Source organism: Azospirillum oryzae (genome assembly GCF_900177515.1).
Lineage (GTDB): Bacteria > Pseudomonadota > Alphaproteobacteria > Azospirillales > Azospirillaceae > Azospirillum > Azospirillum oryzae_A.
Window position 1 is genome coordinate 91,557 of sequence record NZ_FXAK01000007.1, and the last position, 20,594, is coordinate 112,150.

Below are 20,594 nucleotides of genomic sequence, written 5' to 3' on the forward strand. Positions count from 1 at the left end.
ACGGCGCGGCGGGCAAGATTGACACGGATGTCACGGATTTAGACACGGATTTCACGGATGTCTTGACCGCGGCAGTACACGCCTGATCGCAAGGCGCGGCTCAGCGAAGTTGAAAAGGAGAGCCGTAGGCAAGCCACTGACATGGAGGTAGTTCAAGACCTGCCTGACATGTGAATCGCCCAACGCTTCGCATGCTTTCAACTCGATGATGACCTGTCCTTCCACAACGATATCCGCATAGTAGCTTCCCACCGGGTCGTCTTTGTAACGTACTTGGAACGGTACCTCGGCAACGGCTGCCAGACCACAGTCCGCCAGTTCGCGTAGCAATGCTTTTTTATAGACTGCTTCGACGAAGCCATGACCTAAGCCGCTATGTACTGCAAAGGCGGCGCCCACGATGCGCTCGGTCAATCCGTCCAGCGCGTCGCCCAGGCTCACCTTCATCCGTGACATCCGTGTTTAAATCCGTGACATCCGTGTCGATCTTGTGTGCGTGGCCGCGACTCTCCCCAAGACGGCGCCCGCCCAGGGGAGTTCCGCGGCCAAGCACACGACATCACACGAGGTTCGCCTGGACCCCCGTCTCCGGCAGCTCGACGCCGAAGCAGCGCTGGTAGTATTCGGCCACCGTCGGCCGCTCCACCTCGTCGCACTTGTTGAGGAAGGTGATGCGGAAGGCGAAGGCGACGTCGTTGAAGATCCGCGCGTTCTCGGCCCAGGTGATAACCGTGCGCGGGCTCATGACGGTGGAGATGTCGCCGTTGATGAAGCCGGCGCGGGTCAGGTCGGCCAGACGCACCATCGACGCCACCGTGTCGCGGCCCTTGGCGTCGTCATAGGACGCGACCTTGGCCTGGACGATCTTCACCTCGGCATCGACCGGCAGGTAGTTCAGGGTCGCCACGATGTTCCAGCGGTCCATCTGGCCCTGGTTGATCTGCTGCGTGCCGTGGTACAGGCCGGTGGTGTCGCCGAGGCCGACGGTGTTCGCGGTGGCGAACAGGCGGAAGGCCGGGTGCGGGCGGATGACGCGGTTCTGGTCGAGCAGCGTCAGCTTGCCTTCCACCTCCAGCACGCGCTGGATCACGAACATCACGTCGGGGCGGCCGGCGTCATACTCGTCGAACACCAGGGCGCAGGCATGCTGCAAGGCCCAGGGCAGGATACCCTCGCGGTATTCGGTGACCTGCACGCCGTCGCGCAACACGATGGCGTCCTTGCCCATCAGGTCGATGCGGCTGATGTGGCTGTCCAGGTTGACGCGGATGCAGGGCCAGTTCAGCCGTGCCGCCACCTGTTCGATGTGGGTCGACTTGCCGGTGCCGTGATAGCCCTGGACCATGACGCGGCGGTTGTAGGCAAAGCCGGCGAGGATGGCCAGCGTCGTGTCCCGGTCGAACCGGTAGGCGCTGTCGAGGTCGGGGACATGCTCCGAGCGCTGGCTGAAGGCCGGCACCTGCATGTCGCTGTCGATGCCGAAGACCTCGCGCACCGAGACCGTCGTGTCGGGTTTGTGGTCGAACAGGGCCGAGCTGGCCTGGGTCGCTCCTTGGGAAGCCATGGGTGGTTTCTTACGTTCCAGCGAGTGTCGGTTGTCCGGCGGCCGCGGGATCGACCCGGCCCGCCAACGGGGTTTCAGGCAGCATAACAGGCTTTCAGCGTATTGTAGGCCTGATTGATTTCTTTCAGGCGTTCTTCCGCAGCCTTGTCGCCGCCGTTGGCATCGGGATGATGCTTTTTCGCAAGCTCCCGATAGCGTGCCTTGATCCTTGCGAAGTCCACGGGTGGCGTCAATTCGAGGACCGCCAGCGCCTTTTCCTCGTCGGTGCGGGCATGGTGGCGCCGGTGCGCCTTTTCCTCATCCTTCGTCTTGCCGGCCTCGTGGCCGAATTCGAAACTGAAGCCGTTGACCACGCGCTCGCGGATGAAGCGCTCCTGCGTCGCCCATTTGCCGAGAGGCCAGCTCGGCCGCTGCCAGGTGGTGTCGCGCCGCACCTCCGCCTCGATCTGGTCGGTCGACATGCCGGCGTAATAATCCCAGGCGCGGTTGTATTCCCGGACATGGTCCAGACAGAACCACCAGTACTCGTTGAGGCTGCTGCGGCTTTTCGGCGCACGGTATTCGCCCGCGGCGACGCACTCGGGGTGGTCGCACACACGGGTGGCCGCACGCGGAGCGGCGTAGCTGTCGTAACTGGAGCGGGTGCGGTTCCTGGTCATCGGCCAAGTATGGGAAGAGCCGATGCCTCTGGCAAGCGCGCCGAATCGGGCTTCCGTCATCCGCAATCCGCGGGGCGTCGCGCTTGACAGGCGCTTGACATTGCGGGGGCTCGCACCCTCTCCTGGCTGCCGGCGCGGCCTTCGGAAACCGCATTCCAGGCGCCGCCCGTCCCACGCATTCCCGACCAGTGCCCAGACATCAGGATCCGCCATGGAATACGCCACCCGCATCCGCGAAAAGCTGACCGCCGGACTGGCCCCGGACCGGCTCGAGGTCGTCGACGACAGCGCCCGCCATGCCGGCCATGCCGGGGCGGATGCCGCCGGGGAAACCCATTTCCACGTCACCGTCGTCTCCGCCGCCTTTGCCGGCAAGTCGCGGGTGGAGCGCCAGCGGATGGTCTACGCCCTGCTGGCCGACGAACTGCGCGAGCGCGTGCATGCGCTGGGCCTGACCACCCACGCTCCGGGCGAAGCCGGGGCCTGACCGGATTCAAGGGAACAGCCGCGGTCACGGATCACCGTTCGCACGCTCAAAGTATTGGGCGGGCGGACGCCGGAAATAGCATACATATGGATGCAACCAAGAGTCGATTTCAGGAAATCTTGTAAGAATGAAAGACGCTAGCGTGGTTGCAATTCCCGCCGCGTTTAGTAAAGTGCCAGATATGCAACCATTTATCGCGCCGTGGCGGACAAAAACTTCGCATGTCCGCCGGCGGCTTCGTGGAAGGGGCTGCGGATGGCGAAGCGTGGGCCGAAGAAAAAGCGGGTGAACACTCCCCAGACGGGGGTGGAACCGTTGAGGAGCCAGAACATCATGATCGGCGGCCACCGCACGAGCATGCGGCTGGAGCCGTCGATGTGGGATGCTCTGGAGGATATCGGCCGTCGGGAAGGTCTGACCGTCAACCGTCTCTGCACCCAGATCAAGGAACGGATCGAGGAGCAGGCGCGCCGCCGGGGCATCAACCCGGAGGATGCGGATGTCACCCTGACGTCCGCGGTGCGGGTGTTCATTGCCTCCTACTACCGCCGGGCCTGCACCGAGGACGGCCATCAGCGCGCCGGGCACGGCGGCAGCGATCCGTTCGTCGGCACGCCGTTCGATCTGCCGCCCTCCGACGAGGCCGAAGGCATCCAGGCCGCGGTCGGGGTCGCCGGCAATTTCCCGTCACCCGGCCCGGTCCTGGCCGGTTCCGCCCATTCCCATCTGGACGCCTGAGCGGGATCTCAGCGGGATTGGGGCTTATTCCGCCGCCTCTTCGCGGGCGTCCTCGTTTTCCCCGCCGGTGTAGTGCGCAGGCCAGTGCTTGCGCACCACCTCCCCATTGCTGTCGAAGATGTGGCACATGTTCAGCAGGGCCGGCCGTTTGCCGTCGTCCTGGGCCGGCTTGCCGGCTGTCTTGGCGTGTTCCGCCGCCTCGCGCGCCAGGATCGGGTAGACGGTCTGGAAGGCGGTGGTCGCCAGCGGCCCCAGCAGTTCGACCAGATGGGTGCAGCCCTTCGGCCCGCCCAACCGCTCCTTCACCGCACGGGTCCAGCCTGGACCGATGCGCAGGCCGACCAACTGCTGGAATCGCGGCGTGATGCTGCCGCAGGCCTTGTAGGGGCTGTGTTCGGTCACCGCCTCCACCGCCCGGACGGTCAGCTTGTCGTCCACCGTCAGGCGCATCCACATCTGGTGGATCGGCGTTCCCGGTTCGAGATGGCCGCGCTCCTCCGTGTGGAAGCCGTAGCTCTTGACGTCGGTCAGATGGCCTTCGATGTCCCACAGCCCGTCGGCACGCCGGAAGCCCTGGCAGGTGACGCGGCGGGTGTGGATCGGCTCGCGCGCGGCGGGGGCGGACAGCGAGGGCGCGGACATCGGGCGTTCCAGTTCAGCAGGTAGGATGACTCATCCTCGACTATCGGCGGGGCCGGGCGCCCGGTCAACCCGACCCCGCCGCAACGCAGCGTTACCTATAGGTCAACCTTGCGGTCATCCCAGGGTGGCCTCCGCCGAATAGCCGGTGCCGAACATGTAGGCCTCGCGGTTGCGCAACTCGTCCTCCAGATGGCTGCGCACCACGGCGAACAGGTCGCGGATCGACACCATGCCGACGACCTCGCCGCCCACCGCGATGGGCAGGTGGCGGTAATGGTGCCTTTCCATCAGGTCGAGCGCCGCCAGCGCGGTGGCCGAGGGTTCCAGCGTGTCCGGATCGGCGGTCATCACCGCGGACAGCCGGGTGGTGTCGGGGTCCAGGCCGGCGGCGACCACGCGGGCGGTCATGTCGCGCTCGGTGACGATGCCCTTCAGCGTGCGCCCTTCGGTGACCAGCACCGCGGCGATGCGCTTTTCAGCCATCAGCGTGGCGGCATCGCGCACGGTGGCGTCCGGCGGCAGGCAGGTCAGCTCCTGGTTCTTGATGACGTCCGGCATCAGTCGGCGTGTCGGCATGTGTCCCATCTCCCTCGTGATTGCAGGTTTTGTGGACGAACGATGCACTCGACCGCGATTTCGCAGCGCGGCATACCGATCCTGTCAGCTTGATGCACAGATAGTCAATAGAACCGATTGCTGTAGACTTACCACATATCTTGGTATGTCTTTGCCGCCGGCCCGGTTATTGGCCGGATTCCAGCCGCTTGCGCAGCCCGTCGAAGCCGCTGGTGTAGATGCCGGCGATGGTCTTGCGGGCGTCCGCGTCGGAAGCGCCCTTGGCCTCGAACTTCGAGGACCAGGTGATGCGGGTGGTGTGGGCGTCCACCGCGCTCAGCCGGATGGTGGAGTTGTAGTTCTTCACCGGCAGCGGTCCGCTCAGCAGCGTGTAGCGCAGCCGGTGCTTGGCGGCGGACAGGCCGGTCAGCCGTTCCTGGATGGCGCCGCCGCCCTTCAGCGCAAGGTCGCGCTCCTGGCGGTCGCCGGTCTTGCGCAGGTTGCAGCTCTCCACCGCCGGGTGCCAGTCGCCGATGGCGCAGAAGGGGGCGATCTGCTTCCACACCTGCTCGATCGGCGCCTTGATCGTCGCCTGCTCGCGCACCTCCAGCGCCATGGCCGGCGCCGCCGCCAGCAGCAGGACCGCCCCCAAAGCCGCCCCTACGGCCGACATGCCCATCATTGCCTTCATCGCCCATCCTCCCGGTTTTCGCCGCGGCGGAACGGCCGCGGTCTTGTCCGGGAAGTATGGGCGGGCAACCGTCGGCACGGCTATTGTGCGAAAGGCGGATTGTCCGTGATATAGCGGATCAGGCGGGCCGGACCGACTCCTCCAGAACGGCGCGCACGGCGGCGGCATCGACGTCGCGGCGGGTGAAGGCGTTGCCGATGCGGTCGGCCAGGATGAAGGTGATACGGCCGTCCTGCACCTTCTTGTCCTTGGCCATCGACTTCACCAGCCCATCGACGTCCCAGGCGACGCCGGGGATGTCGGCCGGGCGCACCGGCAGGCCGACCTCGGCCAGATGGGCGCGGGCGCGCCGGGCATCCTCGGCCGGGCACAGGCCCAGCCGGACCGACAGGTCGAAGGCCAGGACCATGCCGATCGCCACCGCCTCGCCATGCAGCAGGGTCTGGCCGAAGCCGGTCGCCGCCTCCAGCGCATGGCCGAAGGTGTGGCCCAGGTTCAGCAGCGCGCGGTCGCCGCTCTCGCGCTCGTCCACCCCGACGATGTCGGCCTTGGCGCGGCAGCTGACCGTCACCGCATGGCGCCGGGCGTCGCTGTCGCCGTCCACCACGCGCCGGCCGTTCTGCTCCAGCCACGCGAAGAAGTCGGGCTGGCGGATCAGGCCGTATTTCACCACCTCGGCATAGCCGGCCAGCACCTCGCGGCGGGGCAGGGTGTCCAGCGTGGCGGTGTCGGCAATGACCAGGCGCGGCTGGTGGAAGGCGCCGATCAGGTTCTTGCCGTGGCGGCTGTTGATGCCGGTCTTGCCGCCGACCGAGCTGTCGACCTGGCTCAGCAGCGTCGTCGGCACCTGGATGAAGTCGATGCCGCGCAAAGCCGACGCCGCGGCGAAGCCGGTGATGTCGCCGATCACCCCGCCGCCCAGCGCCAGCAGGACGGTCGACCGCTCGATGCCACGGCCCAGGATGTCGTCCATCAGCTGCTGGAAATGGGCGAAGTCCTTGGTCTTCTCGCCGGCTGGCAGGACGATGGCCGGCTGCGGCGCGATCCCCGCCGCCTGCATCGCCGCGTTCAGCCTGTCCAGATGCAGCGGCGCCACGTTGGCGTCGGTCACCACGATCGGCGCCCGGCCGCGGGTGACGGCGGCGATGCGCTCGCCGGACTGGGCCAGCACGCCGTCGCCGACCAGGATGTCGTAGCTGCGGGCGCCAAGCTCCAGGCGGACGGTGTCGATAGCGGCCGGGGTGGTGGCGGAGACGGAGGTCATCGGGGCAGTCCGCGAAGCTGGTGGTTCAGGAAAAGGATGGGAACAGCGGGTCAGGAGGCGTCTGTCTTGGAAGCGTCGCTCTTGCCGGGCCGTCCGCCGCGCGGCGCACGGTGGGGAAGCTGGACGCCGAAATGCGCCTCCAGCGCGTCGATCACCAGCTCCACCGTCACGTCGGGCGGGCGTTCGTCGCTGACCACGGTCAGGTCGGCCTCGGCATAGATGGGATAGCGCTGCTCCATCAGCCGGCCCAGGATGGCGCGCGGGTCGCCCTGGTTCAGGATCGGGCGGTGGGTGCGCCGGGCGGTGCGGGCGACCAGCACGTCCAGCTCGGCGCGCAGCCAGACCGACACGCCGTGCTCGCGGATGGCGGCCCGGGTCTCCGGGTCCATGAAGGCGCCGCCGCCGGTCGCCAGGATATGCACCGGCTCGTCCTTCACCAGACGGCTGATGATGCGGCGTTCGACGGAACGGAAGACCGGTTCGCCGTCACGGGCAAAGATTTCGGCGATGGTGCAGCCGGCCGCCGCCTCGATCTCGGTGTCGGCGTCGCGGAAGGGCAGGTGCAGGCGCGTCGCCAGCCGGCGCCCGATGGCGCTCTTGCCGGCCCCCATCAGCCCGACCAGCACCACGGTGCGCGGCAGCAGCGGCTCCGCATCCTCCGCCGCACCCGTGCCCGGACCTTGGGCCGTCATTGCCTTGCGCAGTCCCATCACATCCATCCGATCCGCCACCCGTGCCCTTCGATGCCGGCGGGCCCATGTCCCCGCCCGATGTCCCCGCCGGCCGTCACACCGCTGAAACAGACAACACTCATACCCGCCGACAGCTGGCCGGCACAAGCGCCCCGGCCTTGTCCGAAGATCGGGTGGACGGGTTGCGCCGCGGTCCGACCTGTGGCTACACTGCGCCGCCTCCCGGTCCCCGGCCGGGGCCGCGGATGCTTTAGCAGAAAAGCCATTGCTTGTCCCAAGCCCTGCGGCTGCAGGGCGTGGTAGCTCCGCTCCGCTCCTCCGTTCTTCCGACACAACACGTCCCTGGTGCCATGAGCCGGTTTCTCTCGATCCTCTTCGTCCTGCTGTTGCTGGTGATCGCCGGTGGCATGGTGTTCCTCGCCTCGTGGGACCTGCCGGCTCCGTCGAAAACGGTGGAGAAGGTCCTGCCGGATGAGCGCTTCCCGCGCTGAACCCCGACCATCGGCCGGGGGTGTCCCCCGAATCGCGGTTCGGCTGCTGGCCGGGCTGCTGGCGGCCGGCTGGGCCGTGGGCTGGGACATGTCCGCCGCCGCTCAGGCCCTCGGCCCGCCGATCCGGCTGACGCCCGATGTGGCGACGCCCGCGCCCGCTCCGGTGCCCGCTCCGGCTGTCGTGCCGGCCTATCCGCCCGTGGTGACCCCGCCGCCCGCCGTCTCCCCGGTGGTGGCGCGGCCGGCACCCGTCGCGCGCGAGGCGCTGGGTGCGCCCGACCCCGACGGCGCCGGTACCCTCAGCGGCGTGCAGGGGCTGGGCGGCGATCCCTGGCGCGGCATCGGCCGGGCGGAGCTTCTGCCCCTGATCGCCGCGCTTCCGGTCGACACCCCGTCGCCCACCGTGAAGGCGCTGGAGCGCCGGCTGCTGCTGAGCGCCGGCTCCCCCGCCGTCGCGACGGGTGAGGCGCCGCCACCCCGCCGGTTCGGTGCCCTGCGCATCGAGAAGCTGGCGCGGCTGGGCGACCCCGCCGGGGCGGCCGAACTGGCCGACCTGCTGCCGGCGGCGCTGGCGGCCGACGAGCCGGCGGCCAGGGCGCTGACCGATGCGGAGCTGGTGCGCGGCGGCCTGGACTGCACGCGGGCGCTGGCCCGCGGCCGGAGCTTCGCCTCCGCCTATTGGACCCGGCTGGCCCTGTTCTGCCATGCCCGCGTCGGCGACCGGGCCGGCACCGACGAGGCGCTGGCCACGCTGCGCGGCGCCGGCCGGCGGTCCGACCCGTTCCTGCTGGTAGCCGAGGCGCTGGCCGGCGCCGCACCGCCGCCGGCCCGGATGCTGTCCCTGCAGGGCGATGGCGAGGGGCCGGCGCTGCTGCTCGCCGCCATGCGCACCGCGCGGATCGGCGTGCCGCCCGACCGGCTGCCGCTGGACAACCCGCCGGCGCTGGCCGCCATCGCCACCAACCCCTCCACCGATCCCACCACCCGCGCCGCCGCCGGCGAACGGGCGGCGGCCTCGCTGTTCCTCGACGCCCGCCAGCTGACGGACCTCTATGCCCAGGTGCCGGCGGTGGGGGACGAGCTGCTGCGGGTGCGCGACATCGCCCAACGCGACCGCAGCACCCGCACCCGTGCCCTGGTCCATCAGGCGATGGCGGCGGCGATGGACGGCCGGCGCCGCGTCGCGCTGGCCGCTCTGGCGGTGGAACTGGTCGATCCGCGCCTGCGCGCCGGGCCGGTCGGCAATGCCGCCGCCGGGCTGCTCGACAGCCTGTCGCCGAGCGGTGACGCCGCGGCGCTGGCCCCGGCGGCGGCACGACTCTATTACGCGCTCGGCCGGCTCGACCAGGCGCGGCGCTGGCAGGATCTGGCGCTGCGCAGCGGGCGGAGCGCCGACACCGCCTGGCTGTGGCCGCTCTCCGTGGTCGCTACCGGGCGGGGAGCCGAGGATCCGCGCGCGCTGACGGCGTGGCTGGACGAGGCGCTGCGCGGCGCCGACCCCCTTGCCCGCAACCGCATCGCCGGTCAGCTGGCGCTTCTCCAGGCCATCGGAGTGGCGATCCCGGACGAGGCGTGGATGAAGGCCACCGACGGCGCCGGCCCGCCCAGCGGCAGCGATGCCGGCGTCGATCCGGCGCTGTGGCAGCGGCTGGGCGACGCCGCGGCCGGCGGACGCATCGGCGAGACGGTGGCCGTCGCCCTGCTGCTGATGGGGGAGGCCGGACCCGCCGCCCTGCCGCCGGTCGTCACCGCCCGCGTGGCGGCCAACCTGAAGGCGATCGGGCTGGAGCCGGACGCCCGCGCGCTGGTCCGCGAGGCGATGGCCGCCATCGCCGGCCCTTCCACGCCCATCTCACCCGCCGAATGACCTCATGCCCGGGGAACCCACCACAACCATGACGCCGACACCATGACCGGCAGCAAGTCCCTTACCAAGGCGACCGGCAAACCCGGTGCCAAACGCCGCGGCCGGCCGTGCAAGCCGCGCACGCTCGCCACCTCCCCGCATCTGGACGCCTTCCTCGACATGCTGACAGCGGAGCGCGGGGCGGCAGTGAACACCCGGCTGGCCTATGAGCGCGACCTTGCCGACCTCGGCCGCTGGCTTGCCCAGCGCAGCGTGGCGCTGGAGGCGGCCGGGACGGAGGACCTCCGCGCCTATCTGGCGGTGCAGAGCAAGGACGGCGCCCCCCGCACCGTGGCGCGGCGGCTGTCGGCGATGCGGCAGTTCTACCGTTTCCTGCTGTCCGAAGGCCGCCGTGTGGACGATCCGGCCTCGCCGCTCGACAGCCCCAAGCAGGGCCGCCCGCTGCCCAAGATCCTGACGGAGGCGGAGGTCGGCGCCATGCTGTCCACCGCCGAGGCGCGCGGCGGGCCGGAGGGCTTGCGGCTGGTGGCGCTGCTGGAGGTGCTCTACGCCACCGGCCTGCGCGTGTCGGAACTGGTCGGCCTGCCGATGACCGCGATCATGCGCGACGGCCGTGGCCTGTTGGTGCGCGGCAAGGGCGGCAAGGAGCGGATGGTGCCGCTGTCCGACCCGGCGCTGGCGGCATTGGCCGGCTACATCCCGTTCCGCGGCCATTTCATCCCGCCGATCGCGGGTGCGGAGGCCGGACACAGCCCCTTCCTGTTCCCGTCACGCAGCTCCGCCGAAGGGCACCTGACGCGCCAGCGTTTCGCCCAGCTGTTGAAGCAACTGGCCATCGACTCCCACATCGACCCGGAGAAGGTCAGCCCGCACGTCCTGCGCCACGCCTTCGCCACCCATCTGCTCGACCATGGCGCCGACCTGCGCTCCGTCCAGAAGATGCTGGGCCATGCCGACATCGCGACCACGCAGATCTACACCCATGTGGTGACGGAACGGCTGAAGAAGGTCATGCACGACCACCACCCGCTGGCGCGGCGCAAAGTGGAAGAGCCGTCGGAGGGGTAGGGGAGGTAAGGATGGAGGTTAGGTGGGGGCAATCGAAGCCGACACTTGCCCACCAGCCCCTACTTCTTCTCCAGCATCAGCGTGCCCTGGCGGGTCACCTTGTTCTTGATCTTGTCGGCCAGCAGCGCCAGCGCCCAGGGCAGTTGCACCTCCATCTCGACGCTGTCGTCCAGCACGTCGATGTGGCCGGCGATGGTCTGGGCCAGGGCCACGACGCGGAAGTTCAGGCGGTCGTCGGTCCAGCTGTCGTCGACGCTGGCCGCCACGGCGCTCAGGCGCGCCCGCACCTCGCCCATGCCGTCGACCAGCCGGCGCTTGGCCTCCGCCCGGCCGAGCGAATGGGGGATGGACAGGGTCAGGGGCTTCGGCATGGTCGGCGGCTCCGCACGTCACAGGGATAGGGTAACGCCCGCAAGCGGGCGTTGGGTCCCGAACCCATGCCCTCAGCGGTCGTGCAGCGGCGCCATCTGGTCCAGGCGGTGGGCGAAGTCGATGTCGGCCTGGGTCACGGCGTCGGCGCTGCGGGTGTAGAGGATCACCTCCACCCGGCCGACGTCGTTGAACCATTCGGGATGGTGGCCGGTCTTCTCGGCCAGCAAGGCGACCTGGGTCATGAAGCCCCAGGCGGCCGGGAAATCGGCGAAATGGTAGGTCTTGCGGATGGCGTCGCGCTCCAACACCTCCGCCCAGCCGTGCAGTTCCTTCAGGGCCGTCTGGCGGGGCACGCCGACAAGGCGATCGGACATGATGACCTCCCTTTCCTCAGTCACTCTTTTGCCTCCCGCAGCTTCTTGGCGAACGGGCGGCGGTTCGCTACCTTCTGCGGCATGATACGGAAACCTTCAGGTCCCCATACGGTTCCGCCCACGGTCGAAGACCTGGAGCGCATGGCCGAAGAGGCGCTCGACACCATCCCGGCGGAGCTGCTCGCCCCGGTCGGGAACCTCGTCATCCATGTCGAGGATTTTCCCGATGAGGATACCGAGCGGGAGATGGAGCTGGAAAGCCCATTCGACCTGTTGGGGCTCTATCGGGGCGTGGATCTGACGCGGCAAAGCGTCGCCGACCTGCGCGGCGGGCCGGACATGATCTTCCTCTACCGCCGCCCGATCCTGGATTACTGGTGCGAGACGGGGGAGGAGCTTCCCGCCATCGTCCGCCATGTCCTGATCCACGAGATCGGCCACCATTTCGGCTTCTCCGACGAGGACATGGAGCGGATCGAGACCATGGAGTAAGGCGGGGGAGTAGGGCGGGGGAGTAGGGCAGGCGGTTCAGCCGCCCAGCGCATCCGCCACCCGGCGGCGCAGGGCAGGCACCAGCTCCTCGTCGAACCAGGGGTTCCGGTTCAGCCAGCCGGTGTTGCGCCAGCTCGGGTGCGGCAGCGGCATGAAGGCCGGGCCATACTCCCGCCAGTTCGCCACCGTCTCCGTCATCGTCGCCTTGCGCCGCTCGCCGAGATAGCGCGCCTGGGCGTACTGCCCGACCAGCAGCGTCAGCCGCACGCCCGACAGAGCCTCCAGCAGCGGCGGGTGCCACAGCGGCGCGCATTCGGGCCGCGGCGGGTAATCGCCGCCCTTCGGCATGGTCCCGGGATAGCACAGCCCCATCGGCACCACGGCGATGCGGGATTCGTCGTAGAAGGCGGCGCGGTCCATCGCCAGCCACTTGCGCAGCCGGTCGCCGGAGGCGTCGTCCCAGGGGATGCCGCTGGCATGCACCCGCGCGCCGGGCGCCTGCCCGACGATCAGCAGGCTGGCGGTGGGGCTGCCGCGAAGGACCGGACGGCAGCCGTGGGGCAGCACCCCTGCGCACAGCGTGCAGGCGCGCGCCCTTGCGAACAGGCGGTCGAGATCCGAACCGCCCTCAACCGGTACATCAGACAAGCGTCAGCAAATCCTGGACGAAGGCCGGCACCACCTGGGTCGCCGGGCCGTTGATCGAGCTGTGGAAATAGGAGGCGCCCTCCGACGGTTCCAGGTTCAGCTCGACCGTATAGGCGCCGGCCGACCGCGCCTCCGCCACGAAACCGGCGGCGGGATAGACATGGCCCGACGTGCCGATCGACACGAACAGGTCGCATTCCTCCAGCGCCCGCTGGATGCGCTCCATCTGATAGGGCATCTCGCCGAACCACACCACGTCGGGCCGCATGCCGCCCTTGCGCCCGCAGGTCAGGCAATGATCGTGCACCGACAGGTCGCCCCGCACCTCCGTCACCGTGCGGCAATGCAGGCAGAAGGCCTTCAGCAGCTCGCCATGCATGTGCAGCGGCGCAACAGACCCGCCCCGCTCGTGCAGATCGTCGATGTTCTGCGTCACCAGCAGGACCTCTCCCTTCCAGCGCCGCTCCAGCTCCGCCAGCGCCTTGTGCGCCGCGTTGGGCTGCACCGCCGGGTCGGCGAGACCGCGGCGGCGGTCGTTGTAGAAGCGGTGGACGAGGTCGGGGTTGCGCGCGAACCCCTCCGGCGTCGCCACATCCTCCAGATCGACCTGGCTCCAGATGCCGCCGGCGCAGCGGAAGGTGTCCAGCCCGGATTCCTTGGAAATCCCGGCCCCGGTCAGGATGACGATCGAGTCGGTCGGACGCAGTCGGTTGGTCAGCGCGGGTGAGGGCATGGCATTCCCTTAGCGGTTCGGAAACCGGTCACATGGAAAACTGCTGCGGCGTACGCTCGTCGCGCCCGGAAGTAAAGCCGCTGAAAAGAAAGAAGGGGGATACCGCAGGTGGTCAAGGTCCTGTTCGTCTGCACGGGCAACATCTGCCGCTCGCCCACCGCCGAGGGGGTGTTCCGCCATCTGGCAGAACGCGCCGGCCTCGGCGGTCATGTGATCGCCGACTCCGCCGGCACCCACGGCTATCACGTCGGCGAGCCGCCCGACCCGCGCACGCAAGCCGCGGCGCTGGCCCGCGGCGTCGACCTGTCGACCTTGCGCGCCCGCAAGGTGGCCGCGGCCGACTTCACCCGCTTCGACCTTATCCTGGCGATGGACCAGGGCCATCTGGCCCAGCTGCGCCGCCTCGCCCCGGCCGGCGCCACCGCGGCGCTGCGCCTGTTCCTGGACGATGCGCCTGGGCTGGAGGGGCGGGAGGTGCCCGACCCCTATTACGGCGGCGCCGACGGGTTCGAAGAGGTGCTGGACCTGTGCGAGGCCGGATCGCGCGGCCTGCTGGACCGCCTGTCGCGGGAATGCAGGTTTCCGATTCGCGAAAGCATGGGGTAACGTGTCGCGGTTCCCCGGCCGCTTGGTCTATGCTGCCGGGACAAAGCCCATTCGGAGCATCCGTCAGCCATGACCAGCGCAGCCACCGGCACCACCACGCCCGGCGGGATCCTCGACGGCATCGTCCTGTTCGAGGCCTTCACGCCGGAGGAGCGCGCCGCCGTGGCCTCGCGCGGGCGGGTGTTCGATGCCCCGGCCGGCACGGTGCTGATGCGGGAGGGCGACGTCGCCAGTTCGCTCTACGTCCTGCTCGACGGCACGGTGCGGGTGGTGCGCAACGACCCGTTCGGTGCCCAGGTTGAGGTCGGCTTTCGTCGCGCCGGCGATTGTTTCGGCGAGATGGCACTGATCGACGGCGGCGCCCGCTCCGCCTCCGTCATCGCCGCCACGCCGGTGACGGTGTTCGAACTGGAACGCGACCTGTTCCTGGCGCTGATCTCCCCCTCGCCCGACCTGCTGGCGAAGCTGCTGCGCGAACTCAGCCGCATGATCCGCGAGGTGTCGGAACGGGTGGTGCGCGAGGATCTGGAACGCCGCGCCCGCATCGCCGAATCGGCGCTGGCCCGCCAGCGCGCCATCACCCAGGCGGTGACCGGGCTGGCGCATGAGCTGAACACGCCGCTCGGCGTCTGCGTCACCGCCGCCAGCCACCTGCAGGATCTGGCCCGGCCCGGCAACGGCCCGCTGTCGTCCGAGGAGTTGCGGGAACCGGCAGCATTGCTCGACGCCAACCTCGCCCGTGCGGTGGAGCTGGTGGAGGCGTTTTCCGCCATCGCCGCCTGCCAGACCTCCGAACCGCTGGAGGCGCTGGAGCTGCGCCGCATGGCGGAGGACGCGGCGGACCTGTTCGCCGTCCAGCATCCCGACCTGCCGCTGGCCATCCGGGTCGCGCCGGGTCCCGCCTGCCCCTGGATCGGCTGTGCTCCGCATCTGGACCGGGTGCTGCACCACCTGTTCGCCAACGCCGCCGCCCATGGCTATGGCGGCGGTCCGGGCGAGGTCGAGGTGACGATCCAGCCGGCGAAGCTGGACGCGGTTCCGGCCTGGAACCTCACCGTCCGCGACCGCGGCGCCGGCATTCCGGCCGGCAACCTGCCGACCCTGACCGATGCCTTCTTCACCACCGCCCGCGGCCGCGGCCACAAGGGGCTTGGGCTGGCGGTGGTGTTCAACACCGTGACCGGCCCTCTCGGCGGCCGGCTTTCCATCGACAGCAAGCCGGGCGCCGGCACCGCCGTGACGATCACGGTGCCGCAGGAGTTGTGACGGGCAGGGGGGCTTTCACCTGTGCAGGGCAAGCCCCTTCACCGCCTTGTCGACCGCCTTCTTCGGCCCGCGCAGGGCCAGCCCGACCAGATCGGGGGCGTCCGGATCCTCGGCCCGGAAGGCGGCGCGGTTGGCAGCGTCATGGCCGGTGCCGAACATCGCGGCGACATAGGGCACCAGCGTCAGACCCCGTTCCAGCGCGGCATCGCGGACGGCCCGCAGTTGTCCGCCGTCGGCGGCGAAGATCATCATCGGCTGACCCAGCATCCGGCCATAGCGGCGTCCGGCGCCATCGACATACTCATCGCCCAGCGCCTCCGGCGCCGCGGCGGCGATCCCGGTGGCGAGGAAGGCGGCGACGTTCAGCTTCTGCCACACCGCCAGGTCGGCGCGGATGACCAGCGCGACCTTGGTATCGAAGCGGACGGGAGCGTCGGAGGACGTGGTTTCGGGCATCAGGCTGTCCGGCATGGCAATGGTCTCCTTTGCCCAACCAGATGCCGGATGATCACGCCTCAGTCTGGAACGTTCGTGCACAGATCGCGATAGGCGGCCGGAGTCAGGCCATAGGCGCGGCGGAACCAGCGGCCGAGATGGCTCTGATCGGCGAACCCCACCTCTGCCGCGACCAGGGCCGGCGCCTCTCCCTCGGCCAGCCGGCGCCGGGCGGCGCGCAGCCGCAGCCGGACCAGATAGGCATGCGGCGACAGGCCGAAGGCGGCGCGGAAGGCGCGGTTCAGCCGGAATCGGTCGACGCCGGCCGCCGCCGCCAACTCGTCCAGCCCGACATCCTCGGCCATCCGGGCATGAAGCAGGTCGCGCGCCAGCGCGGCAGCGCGGTCGGGGCGCAGCGGTCGGCGCTCCTGCGGCAAAGCGAGATGGCCGGCCAGCCGTGCCGCCAGCCGGTCCACCGACAGGTCGCGGGCCAGCCGCCCCTCGCGCTGGTGCAGGGCCAGGAAGGCGGAGCGGATCGTCGCCGCAAGGCCGGGATCGTCGGCCAGCGTATCGCGGAAGCCCAGCGGCATGCCGCCACCCCGCGGCGTCAGGCTGCGCAGCGCCTCGCCGCGGGCGGACAGCAGCGGCACCGGCAGATAGAGCATGGCATAGGTGAAGCCCTCTTCCCCCGGGCTGTGGCCGTCATGGGCCTCGCCGGGCTCGATCAGGATGACGCGGCCGGGGATGCTGGTGTGCAGTCGCCGCCGGCAGCGGAAGGCCTGCACCCCCTGCTCGGTGACGCCGACCAGCAGTTCGTCATGGTCGTGCAGGTCATAGGCATGGCCGCGGAAATGGGCGCGGATGGTTTCGATGCCGGTCTCCGCATCGCGCCGCACCGCCACCCAGTCCTCCCGGTCTGCTGTCTTGCCCACTGCTTCATCCATTCTGTACTTCCGTTGCCGGACTGCCGTTCATTTTCCGGCCAGCAGAAATCAGTACTTTATTTCGTTCTTACCAACGCACTCGGAAATATGCTGCAATGTTAGCGCATGATATTTACTCGTTCCAGCGTATCTGCGCAAATTTAGTAAGTAACCGACTGATTACAGAAGTATGTGAATAATATATGCGTCTATCATATATAAGTATGTATTCGAAATATTTGGAAAATACTTTAAGCTAATATAGAATTTCCAATGGAAGCGATATGAACGCGGGGGACTGTTAAATGTCTAAATTTTTTCCGTACACTTCGTTTGAAAATGGATTTTACATTCCTGAATCTACGTTCCCATCTAACATTGGTGGTTCATGCAGCAAGCCGCCGGTGATGATGTCTGAGAAACTTTGGTTCCCAACGACAGCAACGCCAGAAGAAAAATGCTTTCAATTTATGGCTCCATCCTATCCAAAGAAATTCAAGGCGGAGCATGCTGGTGCGGACTATTGCCGAGACGCAGAGTCACCTGTCTATGCAATATGCCCTGGAACAGTCATGAAAAACTATACCGCTGAAACAAACTATAACTTAAAACTTCTTGTCATACTGCACAATTACAGCGGAAAAGATTTCTGGGGTCATTATGGCCACATTTCGTCAGATCTGAAAATTGGAGACCGTGTGCAGGGAGGTGACGTAGTCGGCAAGATTGCTAGTTCAAAGGGTAATATCCCGCATCTGCATTTTGGCATCAATGCAAGGAAGATGTACACAATCTATTCGGACAAGGACAGCAAGGGGCGGAAATACGGGTGGGGAAGAACTCCCGTTGGTGTGCACCCCGACAGCGTCGGCTGGGTGAATCCCACGACCTTCTTCAAAGATCCAATCAATGCCCTCCAATCCTGCATGGCTTGATCAGAGTAGACTGCTTCCAGGAGCCCAGTTCCAAGCGCGCTCGGCCGGCAGATGAATGAAGAGGCCATTGTCGGCCTCTTCATGTGCATCCCGATCAGTAGATCAGTTCGTTCTCGCCGCTGCCCTCGGCCAGGACCAGCTCGCCGCGGGCGGCAAGGTCCTTCGCCAACTGCACCATGTACATCTGCGCCTCGTCCACGTCGCGCACGCGCACCGGACCCATCGCCGCCATGTCCTCGCGCAGGATCTTCGCCGCACGCTCCGACATGTTGGAGAAGAACAGGTCCTTCAGCGTTTCCGACGCGCCCTTCAGCGCGGTGCCCAGCTTCTGCTTGTCCACCGTGCGCAGCATGGTCTGGACGCCGCCGGGATCGAGCTTCGACAGGTCTTCGAAGGTGAACATCAGCGACTTGATGCGCTCGGCGCTGTCGCGGTTGCGCTCCTCCAGGGCGGCCATGAAGCGGTGTTCGGTGGTGCGGTCCAGGCCGTTGAAGATCTCCGCCAGCATCTCGTGGCTGTCGCGGCGGCTGGTGCGGGCGAGATTGGTCATGAACTCGGTGCGCAGCGTGCGCTCGACGTCGTCCAGGACCTCCTTCTGCACCGCCTCCATGCGCAGCATGCGCATGATGACCTCCATCGCGAAGCTCTCCGGCAGTTGGGTGAGCACGCGGCCGGCATGTTCGGGACGGATCTTGGACAGGACGACGGCGACGGTCTGCGGATATTCGTTCTTCAGATAGTTGGACAGCACCGACTCGTTGACGTTGGCCAGCTTGTCCCACATCGTTCGGCCGGCCGGACCGCGGATTTCCTCCATGATCTGGTCGACCTTGTCCTTGGGCAAGGTCTTCAGCAGCAGCCGCTCGGTCGAATCGAAGGAGCCGACCAGCGATCCGGTGGCCGACATCTGCTCGGCGAATTCGACGAACAGGCGCTCGATCAGGTTGGCCGACACCGTGCCCAGGTTCGCCATCACCTGGGACAGTTCCTTGATCTCCTCGTCGTCCATCAGCGAGAACAGCCTGGTGGCATGTTCTTCGCCCAGAGCGAGCATCATGATGGCGGCCTTTTCCGGGCCGGTGAGGGTCCGGTAATCCTCGCGAACCTTCAACGCCATCTGTCCGCCTCCACCACGTCGCCGCCCACCTTGCGTCGGGGCGGGCGGTTCATTCTTACACGTCAGGTTTCCTATTCTTCCGTTTTAATATGATCCGCTTGTGCATTCCATCCCTTCGGGGGTGAAGGGCGGGGACAAATTCAGCCGATTCCCCGCCCCTCCTGCAGTCCTCCCTCGGCTGTACCGTCAGCCGAACCGCTTGGCGATCACCGCATAGGCGGCGCGCAGGCCCAGCGCCTCGCCGCCCTCCGGCCGGCCGGGACGGGCCGAGCCGTTCCAGGCATAGGTGTCGAGATGCGCCCAGGGTGTGTCCTTCGACACGAACTCCTGCAGGAACAGCCCGGCGGTGATGGCGCCGGCGAAGCCGTTGCTGGTGACGTTGTTGATGTCCGCCACCTTGCTGTCCAGCCCCTTGCGGTAGGGCGCCCACAGCGGCAGGCGCCACATCGGGTCGTCGACCGCGGTCCCGGCCTCCGTCAGGTCGCTGGCCAGCGTGTCGTCGTTGCACATCAGCGCCGGCAGGTCGGGGCCGAGCGCCACGCGGGCGGCACCGGTCAGGGTGGCGAAGTCGATCAGCAGCGCCGGCTTCTCCGAATCCGCCTCGGCCAGGGCGTCGCACAGGATCAGGCGCCCCTCGGCGTCGGTGTTGCCGACCTCCACCGTCAGGCCCTTGCGGGTCTTCAGCACGTCCTGCGGCTTGAAGCTGTCGCCCGACACGACATTCTCCACCGCCGGGACCAGCACGCGCAGCCGCACCGGCAGCCCGGCCATCATGATCATCCGGCCGAGCGCCAGCGCATGCGCCGCGCCGCCCATGTCCTTCTTCATGATCAGCATGGCGGAGGACGGCTTCAGGTCCAGCCCGCCGGTGTCGAAGCAGACGCCCTTGCCGACGATGGTGACCTTGGGGTGCTCCGGATTGCCCCAGCGCAGGTCGATCAGCCGCGGCTCGCGCGGGCTGGCGCGGCCGACGGCATGGACGGCCGGATAGTCGCGGTCGAGCAGGTCCTGCCCGACGATCACCTCGACCGCCGCGTCGAACTCCGCGGCCAGATCCTGCGCCGCCTGGGCCAGCTCGGCCGGTCCCATGTCGCAGGCCGGGGTGTTGACCAGATCGCGCACCATCCAGGTGGCGGTCGCCGCCCGCTCCACCTCGCCGCGGTCGGCCTCGGCCGGCCAGACCAGATTGGCGAAGCCCTTCTCCGGCGGCTTCTTGTAGCGGCTGAAGCGGTAGCTGCCGAGCGCCCAGCCCAGCGCCGCCCGCGTCGCCGCCCGCGCGTCCAGCGCCCCTTCGATTTTGCTATCGATCTTGTAGGAGCCGGCCGGCAGCGAGGCGGGCAGGCCGGCGAAAGCCCAGAGATCGTCAACGGCCGACACGCCGGCCAGCACATGGGCGACGGCGCCGTCCGGCCCCGGCAGGAAGACGGTCGATCCGGCCTCTCCGGTGAAGCCCACCGCCTTGACCCAGGAGGCGACGGCCGGCGACTGCCCGGCCAGCCAGTCGGCCAGCCCGGCCTTGGTCACGGGGGTGAGGGCGACGGTGTCCGGACCGTCAACGGCAAGCAGGGTGGCGAGCAAGACTGGGGAATCCTTCTCACGAGATCACGTCACGCATCCGACACGGATGCCCATCCCCCAAGGATGGCGCGCCGGGTGCCGGCTGGAAAGGGGGCGTGGAACAGGGTGAAACACTTTCTTGGTGATTGTTTTTCTATTTAATGAATAGGGAAAAGCAGTTGATCATCATAAAAAAGGTGCTTTTCTCGTAAAAACACATCAATCCCGTGGAAAATAAAATTTTCCCCAGAACGGAAAATATTTCAAAGTTCAGCGAAATTGGCAAATCTTCTGAAAGCGAATCGTGGATCCTGCAGTGTGTCTTAAATAATTATCCAGATTTCTATTTCTGACCGGTGAGCGATGCAGTATCGGGTGGTTCACCAGTTATGATGTTCAAGCTACGCTGCTCCAATTC

At 67.7% G+C, this 20,594-nt stretch carries 26 protein-coding genes; 9 read left to right on the top strand and 17 right to left on the bottom strand.

The window, feature by feature from the left end:
* Positions 1-51: 51 nt before the first annotated feature.
* From B9N97_RS12965 to B9N97_RS12975, 3 genes are all read right to left on the bottom strand, one after another.
* Positions 52-447, bottom strand: a complete 396-nt coding sequence (locus B9N97_RS12965; protein WP_085087042.1) for a GxxExxY protein — start codon at positions 445-447, stop codon at positions 52-54.
* Between the two features lie 112 nt (positions 448-559).
* The gene (cobS, locus tag B9N97_RS12970; protein WP_085087044.1) at positions 560-1,564 is read right to left on the bottom strand and encodes a cobaltochelatase subunit CobS; all 1,005 of its coding nucleotides are present in this window, start codon (positions 1,562-1,564) and stop codon (positions 560-562) included.
* Between the two features lie 74 nt (positions 1,565-1,638).
* Positions 1,639-2,223: a J domain-containing protein gene (locus B9N97_RS12975; protein ID WP_085087047.1), complete on the bottom strand. Its 585-nt coding sequence runs from the start codon at positions 2,221-2,223 to the stop codon at positions 1,639-1,641.
* 211 nt (positions 2,224-2,434) lie between these two features.
* On the opposite strand from B9N97_RS12975, the gene B9N97_RS12980 reads away from it, so the two are divergent.
* On the top strand, positions 2,435-2,710 hold the full coding sequence (locus B9N97_RS12980) for a BolA family protein (protein ID WP_085087049.1): 276 nt from the start codon (positions 2,435-2,437) through the stop codon (positions 2,708-2,710).
* A gap of 191 nt (positions 2,711-2,901) precedes the next feature.
* Here the strand turns inward: B9N97_RS12980 and B9N97_RS36250 are convergent, their stop codons facing one another.
* Complete coding sequence (locus B9N97_RS36250; protein ID WP_244560700.1) at positions 2,902-3,045, bottom strand: hypothetical protein; 144 nt, start codon at positions 3,043-3,045, stop codon at positions 2,902-2,904.
* Here B9N97_RS36250 and B9N97_RS12985 point away from each other — a divergent pair.
* Positions 3,044-3,448, top strand: a complete 405-nt coding sequence (locus tag B9N97_RS12985; protein ID WP_244560701.1) for a ribbon-helix-helix domain-containing protein — start codon at positions 3,044-3,046, stop codon at positions 3,446-3,448. The two genes, B9N97_RS36250 and B9N97_RS12985, sit on opposite strands and share 2 nt — an antisense overlap.
* A 24-nt stretch (positions 3,449-3,472) precedes the next feature.
* On the opposite strand, the gene B9N97_RS12990 is transcribed toward B9N97_RS12985, so the two are convergent.
* The 5 genes from B9N97_RS12990 to B9N97_RS13010 all read right to left on the bottom strand — a co-directional run bounded on the left by B9N97_RS12990 (position 3,473) and on the right by B9N97_RS13010 (position 7,292).
* Entirely contained in the window at positions 3,473-4,090 is a 618-nt protein-coding gene (locus B9N97_RS12990) for a DUF2889 domain-containing protein (RefSeq protein ID WP_085087053.1), read from the bottom strand.
* Positions 4,091-4,204: 114 nt separating this feature from the next.
* The gene (locus B9N97_RS12995) at positions 4,205-4,666 is read right to left on the bottom strand and encodes a CBS domain-containing protein (protein ID WP_085087055.1); all 462 of its coding nucleotides are present in this window, start codon (positions 4,664-4,666) and stop codon (positions 4,205-4,207) included.
* A 166-nt stretch (positions 4,667-4,832) separates the two neighbouring features.
* Entirely contained in the window at positions 4,833-5,336 is a 504-nt protein-coding gene (locus tag B9N97_RS13000) for an SRPBCC family protein (RefSeq protein WP_085087057.1), read from the bottom strand.
* 118 nt (positions 5,337-5,454) lie between these two features.
* Complete coding sequence (gene aroB, locus B9N97_RS13005; protein ID WP_085087059.1) at positions 5,455-6,600, bottom strand: 3-dehydroquinate synthase; 1,146 nt, start codon at positions 6,598-6,600, stop codon at positions 5,455-5,457.
* 50 nt (positions 6,601-6,650) lie between these two features.
* The gene (locus tag B9N97_RS13010) at positions 6,651-7,292 is read right to left on the bottom strand and encodes a shikimate kinase (protein WP_085090555.1); all 642 of its coding nucleotides are present in this window, start codon (positions 7,290-7,292) and stop codon (positions 6,651-6,653) included.
* Positions 7,293-7,642: 350 nt separating this feature from the next.
* Between B9N97_RS13010 and B9N97_RS34965 the strand changes: the two genes are divergently transcribed.
* Genes B9N97_RS34965 through B9N97_RS13020 form a run of 3 tightly spaced genes read left to right on the top strand, consistent with a single transcriptional unit; the run spans position 7,643 to position 10,718 of the window.
* Positions 7,643-7,783, top strand: coding sequence for a hypothetical protein (locus B9N97_RS34965; RefSeq protein WP_167393297.1), 141 nt, complete (start codon positions 7,643-7,645; stop codon positions 7,781-7,783).
* The gene (locus tag B9N97_RS13015; RefSeq protein ID WP_085087061.1) at positions 7,764-9,650 is read left to right on the top strand and encodes a hypothetical protein; all 1,887 of its coding nucleotides are present in this window, start codon (positions 7,764-7,766) and stop codon (positions 9,648-9,650) included. Before B9N97_RS34965 ends, B9N97_RS13015 begins: the two co-directional genes overlap by 20 nt.
* Before the next feature lie 42 nt (positions 9,651-9,692).
* A complete protein-coding gene (locus B9N97_RS13020; protein WP_085087063.1) occupies positions 9,693-10,718 on the top strand; it encodes a site-specific tyrosine recombinase XerD in 1,026 nt (341 codons plus the stop codon).
* 59 nt (positions 10,719-10,777) lie between these two features.
* Here the strand turns inward: B9N97_RS13020 and B9N97_RS13025 are convergent, their stop codons facing one another.
* Together B9N97_RS13025 and B9N97_RS13030 are read right to left on the bottom strand one after the other, a co-directional pair.
* Positions 10,778-11,089, bottom strand: coding sequence for a polyhydroxyalkanoic acid system family protein (locus B9N97_RS13025; RefSeq protein ID WP_085087065.1), 312 nt, complete (start codon positions 11,087-11,089; stop codon positions 10,778-10,780).
* A gap of 72 nt (positions 11,090-11,161) precedes the next feature.
* Positions 11,162-11,464, bottom strand: coding sequence for a 4a-hydroxytetrahydrobiopterin dehydratase (locus B9N97_RS13030; RefSeq protein ID WP_085087067.1), 303 nt, complete (start codon positions 11,462-11,464; stop codon positions 11,162-11,164).
* Between the two features lie 141 nt (positions 11,465-11,605).
* On the opposite strand from B9N97_RS13030, the gene B9N97_RS13035 reads away from it, so the two are divergent.
* Positions 11,606-11,956: a metallopeptidase family protein gene (locus tag B9N97_RS13035; RefSeq protein ID WP_083896940.1), complete on the top strand. Its 351-nt coding sequence runs from the start codon at positions 11,606-11,608 to the stop codon at positions 11,954-11,956.
* Between the two features lie 36 nt (positions 11,957-11,992).
* Here B9N97_RS13035 and B9N97_RS13040 read toward each other — a convergent pair whose 3' ends face one another.
* Together B9N97_RS13040 and B9N97_RS13045 are read right to left on the bottom strand one after the other, a co-directional pair.
* On the bottom strand, positions 11,993-12,604 hold the full coding sequence (locus B9N97_RS13040) for a uracil-DNA glycosylase family protein (protein WP_085087069.1): 612 nt from the start codon (positions 12,602-12,604) through the stop codon (positions 11,993-11,995).
* On the bottom strand, positions 12,597-13,337 hold the full coding sequence (locus B9N97_RS13045) for an NAD-dependent deacylase (RefSeq protein WP_085087071.1): 741 nt from the start codon (positions 13,335-13,337) through the stop codon (positions 12,597-12,599). Before B9N97_RS13045 ends, B9N97_RS13040 begins: the two co-directional genes overlap by 8 nt.
* Before the next feature lie 108 nt (positions 13,338-13,445).
* On the opposite strand from B9N97_RS13045, the gene B9N97_RS13050 reads away from it, so the two are divergent.
* A complete protein-coding gene (locus B9N97_RS13050) occupies positions 13,446-13,943 on the top strand; it encodes a low molecular weight protein-tyrosine-phosphatase (RefSeq protein WP_085087073.1) in 498 nt (165 codons plus the stop codon).
* A gap of 69 nt (positions 13,944-14,012) precedes the next feature.
* Positions 14,013-15,209: a sensor histidine kinase gene (locus B9N97_RS13055; protein ID WP_085087075.1), complete on the top strand. Its 1,197-nt coding sequence runs from the start codon at positions 14,013-14,015 to the stop codon at positions 15,207-15,209.
* A 15-nt stretch (positions 15,210-15,224) separates the two neighbouring features.
* On the opposite strand, the gene B9N97_RS13060 is transcribed toward B9N97_RS13055, so the two are convergent.
* A complete protein-coding gene (locus B9N97_RS13060) occupies positions 15,225-15,680 on the bottom strand; it encodes a DUF2000 domain-containing protein (RefSeq protein ID WP_244560702.1) in 456 nt (151 codons plus the stop codon).
* Positions 15,681-15,724: 44 nt separating this feature from the next.
* The gene (locus B9N97_RS13065) at positions 15,725-16,588 is read right to left on the bottom strand and encodes an AraC family transcriptional regulator (protein WP_085087077.1); all 864 of its coding nucleotides are present in this window, start codon (positions 16,586-16,588) and stop codon (positions 15,725-15,727) included.
* Positions 16,589-16,872: 284 nt separating this feature from the next.
* Here B9N97_RS13065 and B9N97_RS13070 point away from each other — a divergent pair, with 284 nt between their 5' ends.
* The gene (locus B9N97_RS13070; RefSeq protein WP_085087079.1) at positions 16,873-17,502 is read left to right on the top strand and encodes a M23 family metallopeptidase; all 630 of its coding nucleotides are present in this window, start codon (positions 16,873-16,875) and stop codon (positions 17,500-17,502) included.
* A gap of 94 nt (positions 17,503-17,596) precedes the next feature.
* Here the strand turns inward: B9N97_RS13070 and fliG are convergent, their stop codons facing one another.
* A complete protein-coding gene (gene fliG, locus B9N97_RS13075; protein ID WP_085087081.1) occupies positions 17,597-18,619 on the bottom strand; it encodes a flagellar motor switch protein FliG in 1,023 nt (340 codons plus the stop codon).
* Between the two features lie 186 nt (positions 18,620-18,805).
* Positions 18,806-20,197, bottom strand: coding sequence for a leucyl aminopeptidase family protein (locus B9N97_RS13080; RefSeq protein ID WP_085087082.1), 1,392 nt, complete (start codon positions 20,195-20,197; stop codon positions 18,806-18,808).
* Positions 20,198-20,594: the final 397 nt, after the last annotated feature.

What these genes read in the sequence shown, in the direction of transcription:
- B9N97_RS12965 (WP_085087042.1), bottom strand. Translation starts at nt 447, where the DNA reads ATGAAGGTGAGCCTGGGCGACGCGCTGGACGGATTGACCGAGCGCATC.
- cobS (WP_085087044.1), bottom strand. Translation starts at nt 1,564, where the DNA reads ATGGCTTCCCAAGGAGCGACCCAGGCCAGCTCGGCCCTGTTCGACCAC.
- B9N97_RS12975 (WP_085087047.1), bottom strand. Translation starts at nt 2,223, where the DNA reads ATGACCAGGAACCGCACCCGCTCCAGTTACGACAGCTACGCCGCTCCG.
- B9N97_RS12980 (WP_085087049.1), top strand. Translation starts at nt 2,435, where the DNA reads ATGGAATACGCCACCCGCATCCGCGAAAAGCTGACCGCCGGACTGGCC.
- B9N97_RS12985 (WP_244560701.1), top strand. Translation starts at nt 3,044, where the DNA reads ATGATCGGCGGCCACCGCACGAGCATGCGGCTGGAGCCGTCGATGTGG.
- B9N97_RS36250 (WP_244560700.1), bottom strand. Translation starts at nt 3,045, where the DNA reads ATGATGTTCTGGCTCCTCAACGGTTCCACCCCCGTCTGGGGAGTGTTC.
- B9N97_RS12990 (WP_085087053.1), bottom strand. Translation starts at nt 4,090, where the DNA reads ATGTCCGCGCCCTCGCTGTCCGCCCCCGCCGCGCGCGAGCCGATCCAC.
- B9N97_RS12995 (WP_085087055.1), bottom strand. Translation starts at nt 4,666, where the DNA reads ATGCCGACACGCCGACTGATGCCGGACGTCATCAAGAACCAGGAGCTG.
- B9N97_RS13000 (WP_085087057.1), bottom strand. Translation starts at nt 5,336, where the DNA reads ATGAAGGCAATGATGGGCATGTCGGCCGTAGGGGCGGCTTTGGGGGCG.
- aroB (WP_085087059.1), bottom strand. Translation starts at nt 6,600, where the DNA reads ATGACCTCCGTCTCCGCCACCACCCCGGCCGCTATCGACACCGTCCGC.
- B9N97_RS13010 (WP_085090555.1), bottom strand. Translation starts at nt 7,292, where the DNA reads ATGACGGCCCAAGGTCCGGGCACGGGTGCGGCGGAGGATGCGGAGCCG.
- B9N97_RS34965 (WP_167393297.1), top strand. Translation starts at nt 7,643, where the DNA reads ATGAGCCGGTTTCTCTCGATCCTCTTCGTCCTGCTGTTGCTGGTGATC.
- B9N97_RS13015 (WP_085087061.1), top strand. Translation starts at nt 7,764, where the DNA reads ATGAGCGCTTCCCGCGCTGAACCCCGACCATCGGCCGGGGGTGTCCCC.
- B9N97_RS13020 (WP_085087063.1), top strand. Translation starts at nt 9,693, where the DNA reads ATGACCGGCAGCAAGTCCCTTACCAAGGCGACCGGCAAACCCGGTGCC.
- B9N97_RS13025 (WP_085087065.1), bottom strand. Translation starts at nt 11,089, where the DNA reads ATGCCGAAGCCCCTGACCCTGTCCATCCCCCATTCGCTCGGCCGGGCG.
- B9N97_RS13030 (WP_085087067.1), bottom strand. Translation starts at nt 11,464, where the DNA reads ATGTCCGATCGCCTTGTCGGCGTGCCCCGCCAGACGGCCCTGAAGGAA.
- B9N97_RS13035 (WP_083896940.1), top strand. Translation starts at nt 11,606, where the DNA reads ATGGCCGAAGAGGCGCTCGACACCATCCCGGCGGAGCTGCTCGCCCCG.
- B9N97_RS13045 (WP_085087071.1), bottom strand. Translation starts at nt 13,337, where the DNA reads ATGCCCTCACCCGCGCTGACCAACCGACTGCGTCCGACCGACTCGATC.
- B9N97_RS13055 (WP_085087075.1), top strand. Translation starts at nt 14,013, where the DNA reads ATGACCAGCGCAGCCACCGGCACCACCACGCCCGGCGGGATCCTCGAC.
- B9N97_RS13060 (WP_244560702.1), bottom strand. Translation starts at nt 15,680, where the DNA reads ATGCCGGACAGCCTGATGCCCGAAACCACGTCCTCCGACGCTCCCGTC.
- B9N97_RS13065 (WP_085087077.1), bottom strand. Translation starts at nt 16,588, where the DNA reads ATGGATGAAGCAGTGGGCAAGACAGCAGACCGGGAGGACTGGGTGGCG.
- B9N97_RS13070 (WP_085087079.1), top strand. Translation starts at nt 16,873, where the DNA reads ATGTCTAAATTTTTTCCGTACACTTCGTTTGAAAATGGATTTTACATT.
- fliG (WP_085087081.1), bottom strand. Translation starts at nt 18,619, where the DNA reads ATGGCGTTGAAGGTTCGCGAGGATTACCGGACCCTCACCGGCCCGGAA.